This window comes from Franzmannia qiaohouensis (assembly GCF_031451695.1).
In the GTDB taxonomy this organism is placed as follows: domain Bacteria; phylum Pseudomonadota; class Gammaproteobacteria; order Pseudomonadales; family Halomonadaceae; genus Franzmannia; species Franzmannia qiaohouensis.
On sequence record NZ_JARWAM010000022.1, the window covers coordinates 15,572 to 32,287 of the forward strand.

The 16,716-nt window shown below is 53.8% G+C and carries 16 protein-coding genes and 2 pseudogenes; 13 read left to right on the top strand and 5 right to left on the bottom strand.

What is annotated here, in order from left to right; translation table 11 throughout:
• The first annotated feature begins 258 nt into the window (after positions 1-258).
• The 10 genes and pseudogenes from QC821_RS20150 (at position 259) to QC821_RS20195 (ending at position 7,907) form a co-directional block, all read left to right on the top strand.
• Positions 259-1,125: a hypothetical protein gene (locus tag QC821_RS20150; protein ID WP_309725070.1), complete on the top strand. Its 867-nt coding sequence runs from the start codon at positions 259-261 to the stop codon at positions 1,123-1,125.
• Positions 1,122-1,739 carry a hypothetical protein gene (locus tag QC821_RS20155; RefSeq protein ID WP_309725071.1) on the top strand — a complete coding sequence of 206 codons (618 nt, stop codon included), beginning with the start codon at positions 1,122-1,124 and terminating at the stop codon, positions 1,737-1,739. The genes QC821_RS20150 and QC821_RS20155 overlap by 4 nt, the downstream gene beginning before the upstream one ends.
• A 115-nt stretch (positions 1,740-1,854) precedes the next feature.
• Positions 1,855-2,193, top strand: a pseudogene (locus QC821_RS20160) (transposase); the annotation flags it as partial.
• Positions 2,172-3,002, top strand: a pseudogene (locus QC821_RS20165) (IS3 family transposase); the annotation flags it as partial. The pseudogenes QC821_RS20160 and QC821_RS20165, both read left to right, overlap by 22 nt.
• A 130-nt stretch (positions 3,003-3,132) precedes the next feature.
• Positions 3,133-3,702, top strand: a complete 570-nt coding sequence (locus QC821_RS20170) for a hypothetical protein (protein WP_309725072.1) — start codon at positions 3,133-3,135, stop codon at positions 3,700-3,702.
• Between the two features lie 74 nt (positions 3,703-3,776).
• On the top strand, positions 3,777-4,664 hold the full coding sequence (locus QC821_RS20175; RefSeq protein ID WP_309725074.1) for a hypothetical protein: 888 nt from the start codon (positions 3,777-3,779) through the stop codon (positions 4,662-4,664).
• A gap of 138 nt (positions 4,665-4,802) precedes the next feature.
• Positions 4,803-5,594, top strand: a complete 792-nt coding sequence (locus tag QC821_RS20180) for a Swt1 family HEPN domain-containing protein (protein WP_309725075.1) — start codon at positions 4,803-4,805, stop codon at positions 5,592-5,594.
• An 87-nt stretch (positions 5,595-5,681) separates the two neighbouring features.
• Positions 5,682-6,122, top strand: coding sequence for a hypothetical protein (locus QC821_RS20185; protein WP_309725077.1), 441 nt, complete (start codon positions 5,682-5,684; stop codon positions 6,120-6,122).
• Positions 6,123-6,210: 88 nt separating this feature from the next.
• Positions 6,211-7,164: a hypothetical protein gene (locus QC821_RS20190; protein ID WP_309725079.1), complete on the top strand. Its 954-nt coding sequence runs from the start codon at positions 6,211-6,213 to the stop codon at positions 7,162-7,164.
• A gap of 98 nt (positions 7,165-7,262) precedes the next feature.
• Complete coding sequence (locus tag QC821_RS20195) at positions 7,263-7,907, top strand: hypothetical protein (protein WP_309725081.1); 645 nt, start codon at positions 7,263-7,265, stop codon at positions 7,905-7,907.
• Positions 7,908-8,466: 559 nt separating this feature from the next.
• On the opposite strand, the gene QC821_RS20200 is transcribed toward QC821_RS20195, so the two are convergent.
• Positions 8,467-9,444 (bottom strand): NAD-dependent epimerase/dehydratase family protein, encoded by a 978-nt coding sequence (locus QC821_RS20200; RefSeq protein ID WP_309725083.1) that lies wholly within the window; start codon positions 9,442-9,444, stop codon positions 8,467-8,469.
• Between the two features lie 111 nt (positions 9,445-9,555).
• Here QC821_RS20200 and QC821_RS20205 point away from each other — a divergent pair, with 111 nt between their 5' ends.
• From QC821_RS20205 to QC821_RS20215, 3 genes are all read left to right on the top strand, one after another.
• A complete protein-coding gene (locus QC821_RS20205; protein ID WP_309725084.1) occupies positions 9,556-10,101 on the top strand; it encodes a TetR/AcrR family transcriptional regulator in 546 nt (181 codons plus the stop codon).
• A gap of 110 nt (positions 10,102-10,211) precedes the next feature.
• A complete protein-coding gene (locus tag QC821_RS20210) occupies positions 10,212-10,640 on the top strand; it encodes an N-acetyltransferase (RefSeq protein WP_309725086.1) in 429 nt (142 codons plus the stop codon).
• Between the two features lie 60 nt (positions 10,641-10,700).
• Positions 10,701-11,807: a DNA glycosylase AlkZ-like family protein gene (locus QC821_RS20215; protein ID WP_309725087.1), complete on the top strand. Its 1,107-nt coding sequence runs from the start codon at positions 10,701-10,703 to the stop codon at positions 11,805-11,807.
• A 56-nt stretch (positions 11,808-11,863) separates the two neighbouring features.
• Here QC821_RS20215 and QC821_RS20220 read toward each other — a convergent pair whose 3' ends face one another.
• The 4 genes from QC821_RS20220 to QC821_RS20235 form a co-directional block, all read right to left on the bottom strand.
• Positions 11,864-12,436, bottom strand: coding sequence for a phosphoribosyl-AMP cyclohydrolase (locus QC821_RS20220; protein WP_309725089.1), 573 nt, complete (start codon positions 12,434-12,436; stop codon positions 11,864-11,866).
• A gap of 309 nt (positions 12,437-12,745) precedes the next feature.
• Positions 12,746-13,645 (bottom strand): hydroxymethylglutaryl-CoA lyase, encoded by a 900-nt coding sequence (locus QC821_RS20225; RefSeq protein WP_309725091.1) that lies wholly within the window; start codon positions 13,643-13,645, stop codon positions 12,746-12,748.
• A gap of 90 nt (positions 13,646-13,735) precedes the next feature.
• Positions 13,736-15,793 carry an acetyl/propionyl/methylcrotonyl-CoA carboxylase subunit alpha gene (locus QC821_RS20230; RefSeq protein WP_309725093.1) on the bottom strand — a complete coding sequence of 686 codons (2,058 nt, stop codon included), beginning with the start codon at positions 15,791-15,793 and terminating at the stop codon, positions 13,736-13,738.
• Positions 15,790-16,608 carry an enoyl-CoA hydratase-related protein gene (locus tag QC821_RS20235; RefSeq protein WP_309725095.1) on the bottom strand — a complete coding sequence of 273 codons (819 nt, stop codon included), beginning with the start codon at positions 16,606-16,608 and terminating at the stop codon, positions 15,790-15,792. The genes QC821_RS20230 and QC821_RS20235 overlap by 4 nt, the downstream gene beginning before the upstream one ends.
• Positions 16,609-16,716 lie beyond the last annotated feature (108 nt).

A 16,716-nucleotide genomic window follows, 5' to 3' on the forward strand; every position in this document is an offset into this window, starting at 1 on the left:
GCCAATCACGGCGACAGCTTCTCCATTGCGGCTTCGCATCCACTCCAAAGCTGCGCGTGTTGGCAGCGTTAGGTTTTAATGTATGAAGGAGTTTCGAAGGATGTCAGATAAATCGTTAAACATGGAAATGGGCAATCTCATATGCCGATTTGGACGCGATAAAGTACTGCTCGATATGGCAGATGAAATTGTTTTGCCGTGCTTTTTTAAAGAAAAGCTAGTAAGGAGCTATAGCAAAACAAGCTATTTTTCCACGAAGTGAGCCCGGTACTTCTAAATGATGACGTTTCGGAAAGTGTGGTTGGCATAGCGGGCCGATTCATTAAAGATACAACTTTAGAGCGTGAGCAAATATTTGAAGAAGGAAAGGGGCTAGTTAAAGATTCTGATTCAATGCGGTCTTCTCCCTCGGCAATATTCCTAATTATTCTGAATAATCATCGTCTTATATATGTAAAGGAAACAAGAGATGCACCTTCAAAAGAGTCATTCAGATCTACTCTTCTGAGTTTTCTTCGCGACAAGCATAAGGAATACATTGACGCCGAGTATGAGCGTTTAAGCGCCGCGCGAGAAGAAGACCCGAATGCCGTTCGAGTCACCAAGAAAGATTTGCATGAAACAACGCCAAGACCAACGCTTGAATTGATTCCTCTTACATCTGAAGACAGTATTGAGGAGTTTGTACGAAAATATAACATCTTAAAAACTATTGAGATATCGCTATCCGACAGAAATGATGAAAACGATAATGACCCATTTTTTGAGGCAATGCAGAAAAGGAAGGATGCAATAGGGAGTACGAAAACTCTAGTTAAACATAATAATTCTAAAGGCCTCGATAAAGATGAGGCGATTAGCGAAATAGCAGAAGCAACTGAACAGGGCAACCAGAATGTTAAGTTGTCTGGAATTGATTACGAGGGAGATATTTTAAGAGGAAATAATGAAAACTTTCAGCTCAGAAAACCACTTAAGGATTTAAGCTCAAGGCCTGCCAATGCTGCAAACGATCTTTATGAGTCTTTCGTGGGGTTGGTAGAAAGTGGGCTTGTAAAAATTCCAGAATCATCGCAAAAAGCAAAAGTGATAGTAAAATCTCTCGCGCAGAGGTTTTTTAAATGAGCACCCCGAGTTTTGATCCCAAAGACCTAACAAAAGAGAAGAGGCTTTGGGATATTTATATTGCATCGAAAAGAATCCCTTTTAGTCGGTTCAACGCAATTACTACGACACTTGTATTTGTGCTACTGCTGGCCAATTCTTGGTTTACAACTCAACCAGTAGAAGAAACAATTGAGCTAGTTCGAGAGCTCTCGAAGACGGGCTTGGCGGTTGCTCTTAGTACCCTTGGGTTTTTGCTCGCAGGATTTACTATATTTGCAACGGTTACTCAGCCTAGTCTTTCCCTAAGAATGTCGGAGATTACCCATCCTGACAGTGGTCTTTCATATCTAAAGCATAATTATTTCGTATTTATTCGAGTTTTCATCTATTACCTTGCCTTTTCAATATTTTGCCTTCTAATTATTATGTTTGGGCATGAGGGAGGGCTTGTTCCTTTGTTGGCTTCTTATTCCCCATATCCCGAGCACGTAAAGTTCGCTATTGCAAAAGCGTCTTATGTGATTTTGTTCACTGGGTATTATTTTCTTGTTATGCAGTTGAAGTCGTTTATCTTCAATATTCATCATTCTGTCATGACGTCTCTTAGATGGAAGGCAGAAGGTTATGAATAAACCTAACAAAGCCATTAAATTCGCTGTGGACTTCCCCTACTCCAGTGGACACGCATCGATAACTCCCAGATAGGAGAGAACCGATGCCCGAGATGATCACGGGAAGAAAACACAGCGGTACAGCACTGAGTTCAAAGTCAAGGCGGTGGAGTGGAGCCACCAGGCCCACCGGAGCGTCAAAGGCGTTGCCGAAGCACTGGATATTCACCCCTTCATGCTGTCACGCTGGCGTAAGGAATACCGAGAGGGACAGTTCGCCATGAAACGGGTCAAGAAAGCCCCGTCTGATGCTAAGCAGAAGATCCAGGAGCAGGATGAAGGCGCTCGCCTGAAGCGCCGCGTATCGGAGCTTGAGGAGGAGAATGACATACTAAAAAAGTTTCAACGTTTTCAGGCAGAGGAACGACGGAAGCGTTCCGGTTCGTCTGGAAACACCGAGGACAGCACGAGGTAAAGGCACTGTGTCGCCACCTGAACATCTCTCGGTCTGGCTACTACGCCTGGGCAAACCGGAAGCCCAGCCAGAGAGCCGCTGACAATTCAGACCTGCTGTTGAAGGTCCGCAGGGTCTACAACGCCAGTAAGGGCCGTTATGGCAGTCCTCGGGTTTATCAGGCCCTGCGCCGAGAAGGTCTTGTGGTGGGTGAGAACCGGGTGGCCAGACTGATGAGGGAGTGGGGTATGAAGGCCCGAGTCACGCGTGTCTATCGCCGCCTGAGCAAACGTCGGGATGATCTGAAAGTCCTGCCAAATTACCGGCTCGAGGCCAAAAAGCTGGTTGCGGTAAACCAGCAGTGGAGCAGCGACGTCACCTACATTAAGCTGGGTAAAAAATACGTGTTTCTGGCGGTGGTACTGGACCTATTCTCACGTCGAATCATCAGCTGGCGCTTGGGAGAGAGTCTGAGCGCAGACTTTGCCCGAGCTACCCTGCGTGAGGCCTTCACAAGCCGTAGTCCAGCACCTGACCTGCTGTTCCATACGGACCGTGGCATCGAGTACCGGGCTCACAAGACCCAGGCGCTGCTGAATCATCACCGTGTACGGCACAGCATGAACCGCCCGGGACAGTGTACTGATAATGCCGAAGTGGAGTCGTTCTTCAAAACGCTGAAGGGAGAGTTGCTGCACGCCACCAGCTTCATGACGTTGCGTCAGCTACGCAAGCATATCAGGGACTATATTGATGGCTACTATAACAGCCATCGGCTGCACAGTGGCCTTGGTTACCGGACTCGGGTAGAGTTCGAGGAGGTTTGCTGATGGGGCGTGTCCACTTTTCTGGGGGAAGTCCAACAAAATCACGCTGTAATGCCTTTTGCAAAGGGCGCAAAAGCCACACCAGCATGCTTTCGCCGCTGAAGAAAGGCGTTAGCCGTAAGGATGTGACCTCATGGGAATAGAACATTACAAACTGCCTGATCATCTGAACTATTTTCTATGCATAGAAGAGGATATATCACGGCTGTCCCGGTGGATCGAAATCGCGGAAGCAAACTACGAGTGCTATTCCGTTGAATTGGCTAGAATTTTGATGGCGGCTTCAGCAGAGGTTGATGTACTAGCGAGACATATCTGTGAAGAAATAGCTCCTTTAGCAGGAGCGAGTGGCATTAATGCTTATAGAAACATAATCGTGGAAAGGTATCCTCGTATCATTAGTGCAAAAGTAACGATTCCACGGTTTGGTATTGAGCTTAGGCCTTGGAGTAATTGGGAAGAAGAGAATAATCCACCATTATGGTGGAAGAGCAACAACAAAGTGAAACATCATAGGACCACTAACTTTAATAGGGCAACATTAAAAAATGTCCTAAACGCTAGCGCCGCATTGCTCATACTTATACTTTTATATCACGGACCTAAAGAAGGCTCATTTTATCCAGGGCCGAAGTTGTTCCATCCACATACTTTTGGTTACAAGGATGGTGATGGAATTGTATATCATGAAAATCTCGGCTAACAAAAGTAAGCACTTGACCCAAAAAAGCTACGCTTTTTCGGTCAAGTGTTACAGTCGTTAGGCAGGAGTAGGCCTTGGAATTTAATACTATCGACGAAGCAAAAGAATATGTTGTTTCGCTCACCAATAAGGCGAGAACCATCGAGAATGTCGATTCCGCTATTAGCTACTATCAAGAAATGGTGGATAGCGCCCATAGTGAAGATTCGAGAAATTTGTGGCTTTCAGAACTTGATAAATTGAATGAATGGAAAAATAGCGATGATTTTAAAAACGGAAATTACCCTCAAGGAGTTTATGATCTGATTATTGAGCCAGTTGAGTGGCGTTCAGTAATTTATGCCTTCCAAAACGTTGGTACTAAGCGAGAGCCGTTTAAAGAAAGCGGATTTTATGCGCAATGGTATGTTGGAGGAATATATGGAGTATTTTCAATATTCGGAAAGCTACTGAGCAAGGATAAACGTGATAATTCTTTAAGGAAGCTGTGGGAAGATATTTCACCAATTATGCTAAGTGAAGGTGCATGCACTAAGCCGGAAGTTGACTGTATTAATGATGCTCTTGATGTAAAGTCCGGTCGTTTCACGAACGAAAACTCACAAGCACTGTTATTTAGAAATAAGCTAATTTCTCACAATGAGGCTATGCCGGTTGTAAAGTGGGATGAAGTTGATAAGGACTTTGCGTTTTTAATTCGGATTTGGTCATTGCTAGTTTCTTGGAGTTCATTCGGATTGTTTCAGCCTTTTAGAACTGGTGACCAAGCATTTCTAGGCGTTGAATCAATGTTCGATCATTCAGAAATCGCGAATTTGAAGGCAAAAAGACAGGAATACCTAAAAATGGTGAAAAAGTGGTCTACAAGCTATGTTCACACTGGCGAAGCTGACCCAGGTAGAGGCGCCTTTTCTTCTTTATCTGTCAAAGTGTCCATTGTCTCTGAAAATGAAAAAGCCTAACAATCGCCAGCACAGGGACAAAGTTTACGCTACTCTCCAACTTTGCCCGTGAGGCGGGCGTTCTGTTGTCTCGTTGGGCGCCGGTTATATAAGCGATATTGAATTCCAATTTCAGTTTTGAGCGGAGGTTTGCTATCAATGGATATAAGTCAAGCTTTAAAAGATACAGAGAATGTACTCCGCGACTTTATTTCATTTGTTATGAAAGCTAAATACGGGCAAGACTGGTTCGGTAATGCAGGGATAAGCGAAGATAAAATACAGCGATGGAAGCAAAGGAAAGAGGAAGATCAAAAAAGGCTGGCCGCAGCTGATGAGCGATTATTATATTATGCTGATTTTTATGACATTAAAAAATTAATCAGTGACAATTGGGGCACTGTACCTGAGTTTAGCGCTGCGTTAGGGAAAAAGAAAGAGGTGCTATTTTGGCTTGAAAGGCTAGAGGGGTTTCGAAACCCAGAGGCACATCGCCGAGATTTGTTGCCCCACCAAAAGCACTTGGTTCTGGGTATAGAAGGCGAAATTAGAATGAAATTGATAAGATACCGCAACAAGCAAGAATCTAGAGAGGATTATTATCCTCGTATAGAGTTCGCACGTGACAGCTTAGGTAACGGCTACATTCCTGAGTATGTGGGGTGCGTATTTAACACTAATACAAAGCTTCGCCCTGGAGATAAGCTTGACTTTTCGGTTACAGCAACGGACCCATCTGGAGAAACACTGTTATTTGCATTGAAAAAAAGGTCCAGCAAACCACCTGAATGGCAAAAAGAAAACAATTTCTCTATTGAGATAGAAGCTAGTGATATCGGTAGAAGGTTTATAGTACAAATTATAGTAAAAAGTCAGCGAGATTATCATCAATATGGAGATTATGACGATGATGCACGATTTGAGTATGAAGTTTTACCTCTCGCTCTATAAGCGTGTAGTGCGACAGAACAAGGCACTGCTGTCGGACAAATTTTCCGCTGCGCTCCAAATTTGCCGCAGAGCGCGGCGTTAAATGAAATGGAAAACCTGATACGTATCGTAAAGCAAGAGCATAAAACAGGCTGCGGAGTAGCATGCGTGGCCATATGTTTGGGCTGGTCATATCCGGAGGCTTTTGAGAAATTCAAAAAGGTCTTGAATTGGGGGTCGCGCAAGAGTGTTTTCTATACAAAAGCACCTGAACTGGCGCGTGTTCTAGAAAGTGAAGGGATACCGCATGATGTATTGCGGTCTGGACGGTGGGAAAATATTGAGGGAACAGCAATTGTTGGAGTAAATAGGAAGAGCGGCTATTGGCACTGGGTTGTTGCGGTCAAAGATGCTGATCGATTCTTTATTGTTGATCCAGAGCTGGGGGAGATCTATCAACACCAAAATTGGCCGCACGATTATAAATGTGGGCCGAGGAATAGTTACTATATCCGGCTTGGGGATGCGGCAAGGTGCGTTTCCATTTAACAAGTGGCGGCAGGCGGACCAAATTTCCGCTCGTTCCTCGCTCCAATTTTCCCGCTGCGCCGGGCGTTAACAATACTAAGGAAAAGTGATGAGCATCCTCAAAAATGCACTAGATTCGATCACAGTGGGCTTAGAGGATTTTGAATCACCTGATGAGAGAAGGATTATCTCATCGACCCGGAATATATTTGCAGGCATCTTGCTGTTGTTTAAGCACAAGCTTTGCGAGCTAAGCCCTCAAGGTTCCGATGAAGCCCTTATAAAACAAAGGGTTCTGCCAGAACTTGATGCTACAGGCGCAGTCAACTGGATTGGCAAGGGCAAAAAAACTGTAGATGTGCAAAATATTAAAGATCGTTTTGAATCTTTGAATATATCCGTGGATTGGGCTCGTTTGGATAGAATTAACAAATATAGGAATGATATAGAACACTACTACAGCACACTGAATAGTGAATCTGTGAAGCAGTTGATTTCTGACTCTTTTATTATCATTCGAGACTTTATAGTAGACGAACTCGGTGGAGATCCTAAATCGCTACTCGGTGAGGGCTACTGGAAAATTCTTGTGGACGTGAACGAGGTTTACGTCAAGGAGAAGCAGGAGTGTGATTTAACGCTGGAGAAGCTCAACTATTACACCGATGAAATTCTTCACGCACTACAAGAGTATCATTGCGGTGAGTGCGGTTCCGGCTTGCTTGAAACCGAGGATTTAGGTGAGGCAGCAGAGGCAACATTCAAATGTCGAGCTTGTGGAACGGAGGCTCACTATGATGACATTGTAAACTATGCGGTTAACGAATTTTACGCCGACGAGGCGTATTCCGCTCATAAAGATGGTGGCGATACGCCTGTTGTTGACTGTCCTTTGTGCGGTTTTGGGACCTACATTGTTCACGAAGGTATTTGCGTTTCATGTTGCGGGTCCGCTACTCATGAGTGCGTAAGGTGTGGCTGTAATATTCCTCCAGAGGAACTCTCCGACGGTGACATTTGTGGCTACTGTGCTCACATGTGGGAAAAGATGAAGGCGGAGTAACGTACTGTTAACAAAGTGGTCAATGGGACGCCAACTACGCTGCGCTCCGTTTGTGCCCATTACCACCGGCGTTATGTGTAATGGGAGAGAGGTGTACATTGAACGTAATTGATAGAACTTTAAGGTCTTTATATAATAAACAGAAATATGGCGAACTGTCGTCATTATATAAAATTTTCAATAAGAAACTTGGAGATGCAATTGCCTCTGTTTTGAGTGAGGAGCTAAAACTATATGATTCTACTAGGGCGTTTGAAAGAATATATGTAGATTTTCAATGGATAGATAAAATTCCCTTGGCTGCTTTTGTTCAGCCGCAAACGGATGTAAATGGAAATTCAATAGATACGGAAACCGAGTTGGGTGATTTGTTTATTCAATATAGACATAACAATGTTTGGGATAACAATGGCAATTCAGGTGCGCATCAGTATTGTCATCGCTCATTAATTGTTCAAGCAAAACTCGCTAGTGAAGATAACCCAAGAGTTCCAATAGGCCGAGTTGGAAAAAATAAAGCAAACCCGACAAGTAAGGAGATAAAGTTACTTGAAGAATGGCCAGAATTTGACCTTTATGAAACTTCAGGCAGTAAGCCACCGCTGGCTAAAAACTTGGTTGTATCAAAAAGCGGTTTACCATTTGCATTTTTTGGCGGTTTTCAACATCTAGCCAAAACTGGTCGTTTGGGATCGCTAAATATGGTGAGGTTTGTGGTAAAAATTTTTCCCAACTTGTCATAGAATTAGCTAAAAATGAAGCAGGAAAAGAACTTAGTACCGATGTAGCATGGGAAACAGTGTCTCGTGAGATAACTAAAATATGTAGTAATCGGAATCTACCGCCCTCCATTGCGAAAAAAATCGAATCGAGAAACGCGACTGCTAACGTACAAGGAGGCATTGTTTATTCTTTTCCTGCTCAGTTGAGCTATTGGATTATCCTGGTTTACGAAAAAATCGTTTCTTTGGTCAGAGGGAAAAAAATGCTTGTAGTAACTATTGATAGAGTTAGTTACGAGGGAAGTGGGGTGAGTCAGTTCAGAAGATAGGCTCAAATAATTACACATAACAAAGCATTTAAGAGTGATTCGCAACGATTTGCATTTTTTATTCCTTCTTGGGTTTCGTGTTTACGGTGGTCTGGTTAAGTTTCGTAGTAGCGTTGCTCACACCTTAATGCGACGTTAGGTCGGATAGACCAAGGTCAGCGGGAGCTCGCGGTCAATCGGTGCGTTGGCCCAGTCGCTGCCGCTTCCAGACCTCTATCTGCTGACGTACCTCACCCCAACAACGATTTGCTTCAGCGTCCCTGCATGGCTTTGAGCCCTTGTTCCCAGGACACTATGGGATTGTAGCCCAGTTCGCGCTGCGCCTTGCCGATGTCCAGCGTGAATGGCTTGCCGATCAAACGAAGCATCTGGCGGGTAATGGGTGGCTCGCCCCGGCGCGAGAAGGTGCGCCACATCCACTCCATCATGCTGGCCATAATCCATGCTATCGGCAGCGGTGCCGAAGCGCGTGGCGACTCGATACCGCGCGTCTGAAGCAAGCTGGATACAACCTGCTTCAGCGTGCTGTCGTTGCCGTCGCTGACGAAGTAAGCTTCGCCACCGCGGCCCTTCTCGATAGCCAGTTCGACCGCATGGCAGACGTTGTCTACGTGAGCTGTAGACATGGCCTGCGATCCATCGCCCACCCAACGAAACTGGCCTGCTTTCACGGTTTCGATCATGTGATCCAGTGTCGGCATACCGGTACCCCAGATCATAGGTGGGCGGATGACGACGGTTTCAAACACGCCTGGGCGATTGGCGCCCAGCACCAGCGCTTCGCTGCGCGCCTTGGACGCGCTGTATGGTGCCCAGGCGCGTTCCTTTCTCGGCAGCGACTCGTTAACTTGAAGCATGGGCGCTAGGTCACCCATCACCACCGCCGCCGCGCCAACCTGCACGAAGCGCTTGACCGACGCCGCCTCCGCCGCACGCAGCAGGCTGGCCGTACCTAGCACGTTGGATCGCTCGAACTCATCGTGATCGCCCCACAACTTGAAGAGGGCGGCGACGTGGACTACTACGCTGCAGCCGCGGGCGGCGATCGTCAATGACGTCATGTCGTCGAGCGAGCCGCGCACGGCCTGCGCCCCACGCTCTTCTACAGTTCGCATAGCTTCGACGCTGCGCGCCAGCGCACGAACCTGCCACCCTTGGGCGATGAGGCGTTCGATGAGGCGACCGCCAACAAATCCGGAACCGCCAGTGATCAAGCAAATAGCAGCCATGACAAACCTTCCTGTAGTATAGTGATGGTACAGTATTGATATATCATTGATACATAAAATGTATATCGACGATATAGGTTTGTCAAGAAGCACCACATTCACAGGGTTGAAATGAACACTGAAACGAAGATTCTGGATGCGGCGGCAGCGCTGCTTGAGGCACAGGGCCCGGAGGGCCTGACGACGCGTGCAGTTTGCGAGGCCGCAGGTGTCAGAGCGCCTACGCTTTACCACCACTTCGGCGACAAGGGCGGATTGGCGCGGGCATTGATTCAGCGTGGAATGACGGAATTCATGGAGCGCAAGCGCACGCCGCCGCCTTCAGCCGATCCGTTGGTGCAACTACGCTTTGGGTGGGATGTCGCCCTGGAGTTCGCGCTCAAGCATCCGGCACTGTATGTACTCATCAGGGAGCACGCTCGCGCCCAGCCAGCACTGATCGCTGACGCCTATGCACTGATGCACTCGCGGGTGCAACGACTGGTGGACATGGGGCGTTTCCGCGGCTCGGTTGACGCTGCAGCGCGCGCCATTTGGGCGGCATCTCAGGGGGCGCAGTCACTGGTACAACAGGGTGTGTCGCGCAAGGACATAGAAGCGGTTAGTGATCTGCTATTCGACGCTGTTGTCAGTAAGCTGTCGCAAGCTGCGTCTTAGCCACATCCTCAGCCTCCGACTAAAAGGTGTCTGCGTGAAAAGCCGCGCAGGCGCGGGAGCGGCTGTAAGCTAACAAATGCAGTAGGGATGAAGTCGGTATGAGGATTAAAATGATCCGTAATTTTATCGCTTCGGATATGGATAGTGTGCTGAATATCTGGCTAGAATCCTCGGCCGAAGCGCACGACTTTGTCGATCGCGCGTTCTGGGAATCCAAGCTGGATGATATGAGAAACATCTATATACCAGCCTCAGAGACTTATGTGTATGAATCGGGCAGTGAGGTGAAGGGTTTTTTCTCGCTGCATGGCGATACGCTGGCGGCTATCTTCGTGGCGCCTGGCTGCCAGGGAGAAGGCATTGGTCAGGCTCTGATGGCAAAGGCCAAATCGCTGCGTGAGCGTATTACCTTAGATGTCTACAAGGAGAACCAGAAAACCGTGGACTTCTATAAGCGCTGTGGTTTTCGGGTAGTGTCCGAAAAAACGGACCCACATACCGGGCATGCTGAGTTGGTGATGGAGTTTCACTCATGCTAGGGGTCAGGCTTTGTCTGAAAAGGCGGCGAACTAAGGACAGACATGGCCTAAGTCCACTGAATGCCGACTAAAATAACCCTTAACCACCTGCGCCGTTACGCCATTTCGCGCAGCCTGTTCAAACCGCGAGCCTTGCAGCGCGCCATCACCAAACTGGGTTTCGTCCAGTTTGATCCGATACGTGCACCCGCACGGGCTCAGGACCTGACGCTGCGCCATCGTGTCGCCGATTATCGAGCCGGTGATCTGGAAGCGCGTTACCCTCGTCTGGCTGTCGAAGAAGACTTTTTCGTTAACTACGGTATTCTGCCGCGGTTCACGCAATGCATGATGCACCCTCGGACGACGCGCACCGAATGGCCGCCCTCACGCTGGGCACAGGCACGGGCCGTACTGGAGTTCGTGCAGAGTCGCGGCGTGGTGCACCCACGCGAAGTGGACGCCGCCTTCGAGCATGGCGTGACCAAGAACTGGTTCGGCGGCAATAGCAGGGCCAGTACCCAACTGCTGGATGGCATGCACTATCGTGGTCTGCTGCGCGTGGCACGACGCGAAGGTGGCACGCGTCTATACGCACCGCAGCTTGCCCATGAACGTGCCCCCCCGATGGACCCTGATGCTAGCCTGGACGCACTGATCGACGTGGCAGTGGCGAAGTACGCGCCGCTGCCGGCGGTCACGCTCAGCCGCCTCGTTACATGGGTGGCTTCTTCGGCGGCTCCGCAGTGGCGCGAGCGCCGCCGTGATGCACTGGCGCGTACCAAGGCACGGCTACCCCAGGCCACGGTGGGTGGGTGCTGCTGGTACTGGCCGGTCGGCGAGAACCCCGGCAGTCGTCGCTTTGCCAACGACGACGTGTTGGACGAGCGTCTGCGTCTGCTGGCGCCGTTCGATCCGGTGGTCTGGGACCGCGAACGCTTCGAACGCTTCTGGGGCTGGGCCTACCGCTTCGAGGCCTACACGCCGGCACCGCAGCGCGTGCGTGGCTACTACGCGTTACCCATGCTGTGGCGTGGCCAGGTCATCGGCTGGGCCAACGCCGCGGTGCGAGACGGGCAATTACAGCTGCAACCGGGTTACGTGAGTGGACATGCCCCGCGCGATGCGGCGTTCGAGCCCGCGTTGCAGGAGGAGCAGGCGCACTTGGAATGTTTTCTCGGGCTGTGACTTTCCAGAGCCCCGAGCCCAAACAGGCTCGGGGGCTTTCCGTTTCTGCCGCAGACTTACTCGTCGCCGGTAAAGGGCAGGGAGGAGTGGTGCAGCACGATGCGCAGGTCGCCTTCGTCGTCCAGGTGTAAGCCCCAGGTTTTGTCTACGGTGGTGGTATTGCCTTCGGCATCCAGCATCGAGACGTTGCCCATGGTCAGCGCCGTGTCGCCGCTGATGAAGATAGCGGCGTTGTCGATGGTGACTTCCTCCCAGCCATTCAGGGCAAAGCCTCTGTCTTCACTGTACTCATCGCTGTGGCCGACAAAGTAGGCCAGGGTGCCCTCAGGCGTGGTGCGGAAGGTTTGCGGTGCCGCGGCCAGGGTCGGCTTGAAGAGTACAGGCCCGATATCGTGTCCGTAGGCGCTGGCGATGATCTCCTCGGCCAGTGCGCTGGCGGCTTCGATCCCCTCTGCTTCATAGGTGTTGGAGATAGCGACCAACGCATCGCCCCAGGCCCGCTGAGCTTCAAGCACCTGCTCCTCGGTGATATCGCCGCCTAGATGGGTCACCTCGGTGGCGTTGGCCAGACTTGCAGTGCCAAGACCAAGTCCGAGTGCCGTGGCGGTAACCAGTGTCTTGAGTTTCATGATGCAGCTCCTGTCGGTGAATCCGTGCAAGGGGAATCGATGGCGCCCCTAGTCCTGCGTGTACTGGGCCGCATTGAGAAGCATCAGGCTGATGATCTCAACCCTTGTTGCTACCAAGCCATGAGTATCAAGTCTCGCCGACGATGATATGTAGGCCCCGGATGCCGCTGCCTTGGCGGATAGGCGTCCAACGCCAAGCAGCCACAGGGCGACGACCGCAGCGAGGCTGAAGACAACAATCGCGTGCCGCCGTCGTCGAGCCCCTGAGTCAGTCATCTGGCTCGGGGGCTTTTCGTTTCTGCCATCTGATTATTTCGCTGCCAACGCCACGCCTACCTTGGAGCGGTTGGTCCGTCCGATGGTGTTGGTGATCCAGGTGCCGGTCTCGGCGAGTGTGTTGAGGTCGATGCCGCTGTCGATGCCGAGGCCGTTGAGCAGATAGACGACGTCTTCGCTGGCGACGTTGCCGGAGGCGCCCTTGGCGTAGGGGCAGCCGCCGAGGCCGGCCACGGAGCTGTCCACTACGCTGATGCCTTCTTCCAGCACGGCGTAGAGGTTGGCGAGCGCCTGGCCGTAGGTGTCGTGGAAGTGGGCGGCGAGCTTGTCCATAGGGATGTCGCGGCTCACCGCCTCGAGCATGCGCTTGGCGGTGAGGGGCGTGCCGACGCCGATGGTGTCGCCCAGCGACACCTCGTAGCAGCCCATGTCGAATAGGGCTTTAGAGACGTCGGCGACCTTGGCCGGGGCGATCTCGCCTTCATAGGGGCAGCCGAGCACGCAGGAGACGTAGCCGCGCACGCGCACCTTGGCCTGCTTGGCCCGATCCAGCACCGGCCCGAAGCGCGCCAGGGATTCGGCGACCGAGCAGTTGATGTTCTTCTGCGAGAAGGCCTCGCTGGCGGCACCGAATACCGCCACTTCCTCGACGCCGCACTCGAGTGCTGCTTCCAGCCCCTTGAGGTTGGGGGTTAGGGCGGCGTAGGTGACGCCTTGGCGGCGAGTCAGGCCAGTCATCACCTCACGGTGGTCGGCCATCTGCGGCACCCACTTGGGCGAGACGAAGCTGGCGGCTTCGATGTAGCCGATGCCGGCGGCGGCGAGGCGGTCGATCAGTTCGAGCTTGGTGGCCGTGGCGATCGGTTTGGGTTCGTTTTGCAGGCCGTCACGAGGGCCGACCTCGACCAGGCGGACGTGTGTTGGGAAGGGCATGGCGGCCTCCTGGTGACTGGTTTATGACGGGCAGCGCTGCGCGCTGCAATCGCGAATGAATTCGCTCCCACATGGGTGTGGCGCTGGTCGCTATTCGTCTGGTGTGAACTCCAGCAGCACATCCCCTTGGCCGACGGTATCGCCGGCGTTGAAGTGGAAGCGTTCCACCTGGCCGTCGGCGGGGGCGGTGAGGGTGTGTTCCATCTTCATGGCTTCCATGACCATCAGCGGCATACCTTTCTCTACCTTCTGACCGGCTTCGACGAGTAGCGCGACCACGGTGCCGTGCATGGGGGCGGTGAGGGTCGATTCGACTTCGTGGTGGCCGTGGTCGATGGCGTCGATGCGGCGCCACAGTAGGCGGCTTTCACCGCGGGGATCGACCATGACGATGCTGTTGTCTCCCTCCAGCCGTGCCTGCAGGCGGCGGCGATGGCCGTTGAGGGTTATCGCCACGGCGTCGCCTTCCACCGGCTGCAGGCTGGCGGTGAGGGTCTCGCTGCCAATGGTGAGGCACCACGGGGCGGCGTCGCTCTCGCGGCTGCCCTCTACCACGACGGCGCTGGCCTCATCCTGCCGGTCGCACAGGGCGATGCGGATGCCGTGCGGAGCGTTGAGGCGAAAGCCGTCGTGGCGGTCCCAGGGGGAGTCGCTTTCGCGTTCGCGGCCTAATTGGTCCAGGGCGATCAGCGCTGCGCTGGCGTACTCCTCGGTGGAGGGGTGCTCGGCGGCGAACAGGCTGGCGTGGTGGCGCTCGATAAAGCGGGTATCCAGCTCGGCGGCCTTGAACGCTGGGTGGGTGGCCAGACGCTGCAGGAAGGCGCGGTTGGTCACCACACCCTGCACGTCCAGCGCGGCCAGCGCCCGGTTGAGGGTGGCCAGGGCCTGGTCGCGGTCATCGCCGTGAACGATCAGCTTGGCCAGCATCGGGTCGTAGTGCATGGAGACGACGTCGCCGCTCTCCACGCCGCTATCCAGGCGCACTTTGGCGCGGCCCTCTTGTGAAGAGCTAAGGCTGGCGCCTTCGAGGTCCATGGCGAAGCGCGTGAGGGTGCCGGTAGCGGGCAGGAAGTCCTGCGCCGGGTCTTCGGCGTAGAGCCGCGCCTCGAAGCTGTGGCCGGTGATGGTCAGCTCGTCCTGCTGGAGCGGCAGGGCCTCGCCCATGGCCACCCGCAGCTGCCACTCGACCAGGTCCTGGCCGGTGATCATTTCGGTGACGGGGTGCTCCACCTGCAGGCGGGTGTTCATCTCCATAAAGTAGAAGGCGCCGTCCCGCTCTTGTGAAGAGCCTTGTGAGAAGTCTAAAAGGAACTCGACGGTGCCGGCGCCCACGTAGCCGATCTCCTGGGTGGCGCGTACCGCGGCCTCGCCCATCTCGCGGCGCAGCTCGGCGGTCATGCCGGGGGCGGGGGCTTCCTCGAGCACCTTCTGGTGGCGGCGCTGCACCGAGCAGTCGCGCTCGAACAGGTAGACGCCGTTGCCGTGGCCATCGCAGAACACCTGGACCTCGACGTGGCGCGGCTGGGTCAGGTACTTCTCGATCAGCATGCGGGCATCGCCGAAGGCGGCCTGGGACTCGCGGCGGCAGCCGTCCAGCGCGGCCTGGAAGCCATCGGCCGACTCCACCACGCGCATGCCCTTGCCGCCGCCGCCGGCACTGGCCTTGAGCAGCACCGGGTAGCCGATCTTGTCGGCTTCGCCACGCAGCAGGGCGTCGTCCTGGTCGTGGCCGTGGTAGCCAGGCACCAGCGGCACGCCAGCGTTGGCCATGCGCGCCTTGGCGGCGGACTTGTCGCCCATGGCGGCAATCGCCGCGGCGGGTGGGCCGACGAAGACGATGCCGGCGGCGTCCAGCGCTTGAACGAAAGCGCCGTTCTCGGAGAGGAAGCCGTAGCCGGGGTGAATGGCGCCGGCGCCGCTGCGCTGGGCAGCCTCCACCACTGCCTCGACGTTGAGGTAGCTGTCGCGGGCGGCGGCGGGGCCGATGCGTACGGCCTCGTCGGCTTCGCGCACGTGGCGGGCGTTGGCATCGGCATCCGAGTAGACGGCCACGGTGCGTAGGCCCATGCGGCGTGCGGTGCGCATCACGCGACAGGCGATCTCGCCGCGGTTGGCAACCAGCAGGGTATCGAAGCGGGCAGTGGTCATGGGGTGTCGTCCTGTGGCGGGCGCCAGCGCGGGGCGCGCTTGTCGAAGAAGCTGGCCAGGCGCTCCTGGCCTTCTCGGCTTACGCGCAGCTCGCTGATCACGCGGCAGCTGTGTTCGCGGGTGGTATCGCTGTCGGGCTCCCGGGCGACCTCGGCGAGCAGGGCCTTGGTGGCGCGCTGGGCCTGGGGTGAGCCGGCCAGCAGCGTCGCGAGCATGGTCTCGATCTCGTCATCCAGGTCATCGTGGCCCACCACCTGGTGAACCAGACCGAGGCCAAGGCTAGTGGCGGCGTCGATCTCCTCGGCGCTGAGCGCGAAGCGGCGCATCTGGCGCGGGCCGATGGCGCGCTGCACATAGGGGCTGATCACTGCCGGAGCCAGGCCGATCCTGACCTCGGAGAGGCAGAAGCGGGCCTTTTCTGAGGCGATGACGATATCGCAGCAGGCGGCCAGGCCCACGGCGCCGCCGAAGGCCGCGCCCTGCACCCGGCACACGCTGGGGCAGGGCAGGGTGTCGAGGCGCTGCATCATCTCGGCGAGCCTGCGCGAGTCGGCGAGGTTGGCCTCGAGGTCATACTCGACCATGCGCTTCATCCAGTTCAGGTCGGCGCCGGCGGAGAAGTGCTTGCCTTCGGATCCCAGTACCACCACCCGCACCTCGCCGCGGGTGGCGGCCTCATGCAGGTGTGCCAGGTGCGCGTTGAGCTCGGCGATCAGGCTGTCGTCGAAGGCGTTGTGCACCTCGGGGCGGTTCAGCGTTAGCCAGGCGACGCCGCGTTCGTCGGTATGTAGCTCGCAGAGTGTCGTCGTTGCCATGGTGAAATCTCCCTCCTGTGTGGGAAATGGGATGGACCCGTCCCCCCTTGTGCCAAGATGAGTTTGCAACGCCATCTTGGGTGCATGGGGCACCACACGGCATCTCGG

Bases quoted from the DNA above. Each gene is read 5' to 3' on its own strand.
- QC821_RS20190 (WP_309725079.1), top strand. From the start codon at position 6,211: ATGAGCATCCTCAAAAATGCACTAGATTCGATCACAGTGGGCTTAGAG.
- QC821_RS20155 (WP_309725071.1), top strand. From the start codon at position 1,122: ATGAGCACCCCGAGTTTTGATCCCAAAGACCTAACAAAAGAGAAGAGG.
- QC821_RS20205 (WP_309725084.1), top strand. From the start codon at position 9,556: ATGAACACTGAAACGAAGATTCTGGATGCGGCGGCAGCGCTGCTTGAG.
- QC821_RS20170 (WP_309725072.1), top strand. From the start codon at position 3,133: ATGGGAATAGAACATTACAAACTGCCTGATCATCTGAACTATTTTCTA.
- QC821_RS20210 (WP_309725086.1), top strand. From the start codon at position 10,212: ATGATCCGTAATTTTATCGCTTCGGATATGGATAGTGTGCTGAATATC.
- QC821_RS20230 (WP_309725093.1), bottom strand. From the start codon at position 15,793: ATGACCACTGCCCGCTTCGATACCCTGCTGGTTGCCAACCGCGGCGAG.
- QC821_RS20215 (WP_309725087.1), top strand. From the start codon at position 10,701: ATGCCGACTAAAATAACCCTTAACCACCTGCGCCGTTACGCCATTTCG.
- QC821_RS20220 (WP_309725089.1), bottom strand. From the start codon at position 12,436: ATGAAACTCAAGACACTGGTTACCGCCACGGCACTCGGACTTGGTCTT.
- QC821_RS20180 (WP_309725075.1), top strand. From the start codon at position 4,803: ATGGATATAAGTCAAGCTTTAAAAGATACAGAGAATGTACTCCGCGAC.
- QC821_RS20235 (WP_309725095.1), bottom strand. From the start codon at position 16,608: ATGGCAACGACGACACTCTGCGAGCTACATACCGACGAACGCGGCGTC.
- QC821_RS20225 (WP_309725091.1), bottom strand. From the start codon at position 13,645: ATGCCCTTCCCAACACACGTCCGCCTGGTCGAGGTCGGCCCTCGTGAC.
- QC821_RS20200 (WP_309725083.1), bottom strand. From the start codon at position 9,444: ATGGCTGCTATTTGCTTGATCACTGGCGGTTCCGGATTTGTTGGCGGT.
- QC821_RS20185 (WP_309725077.1), top strand. From the start codon at position 5,682: ATGGAAAACCTGATACGTATCGTAAAGCAAGAGCATAAAACAGGCTGC.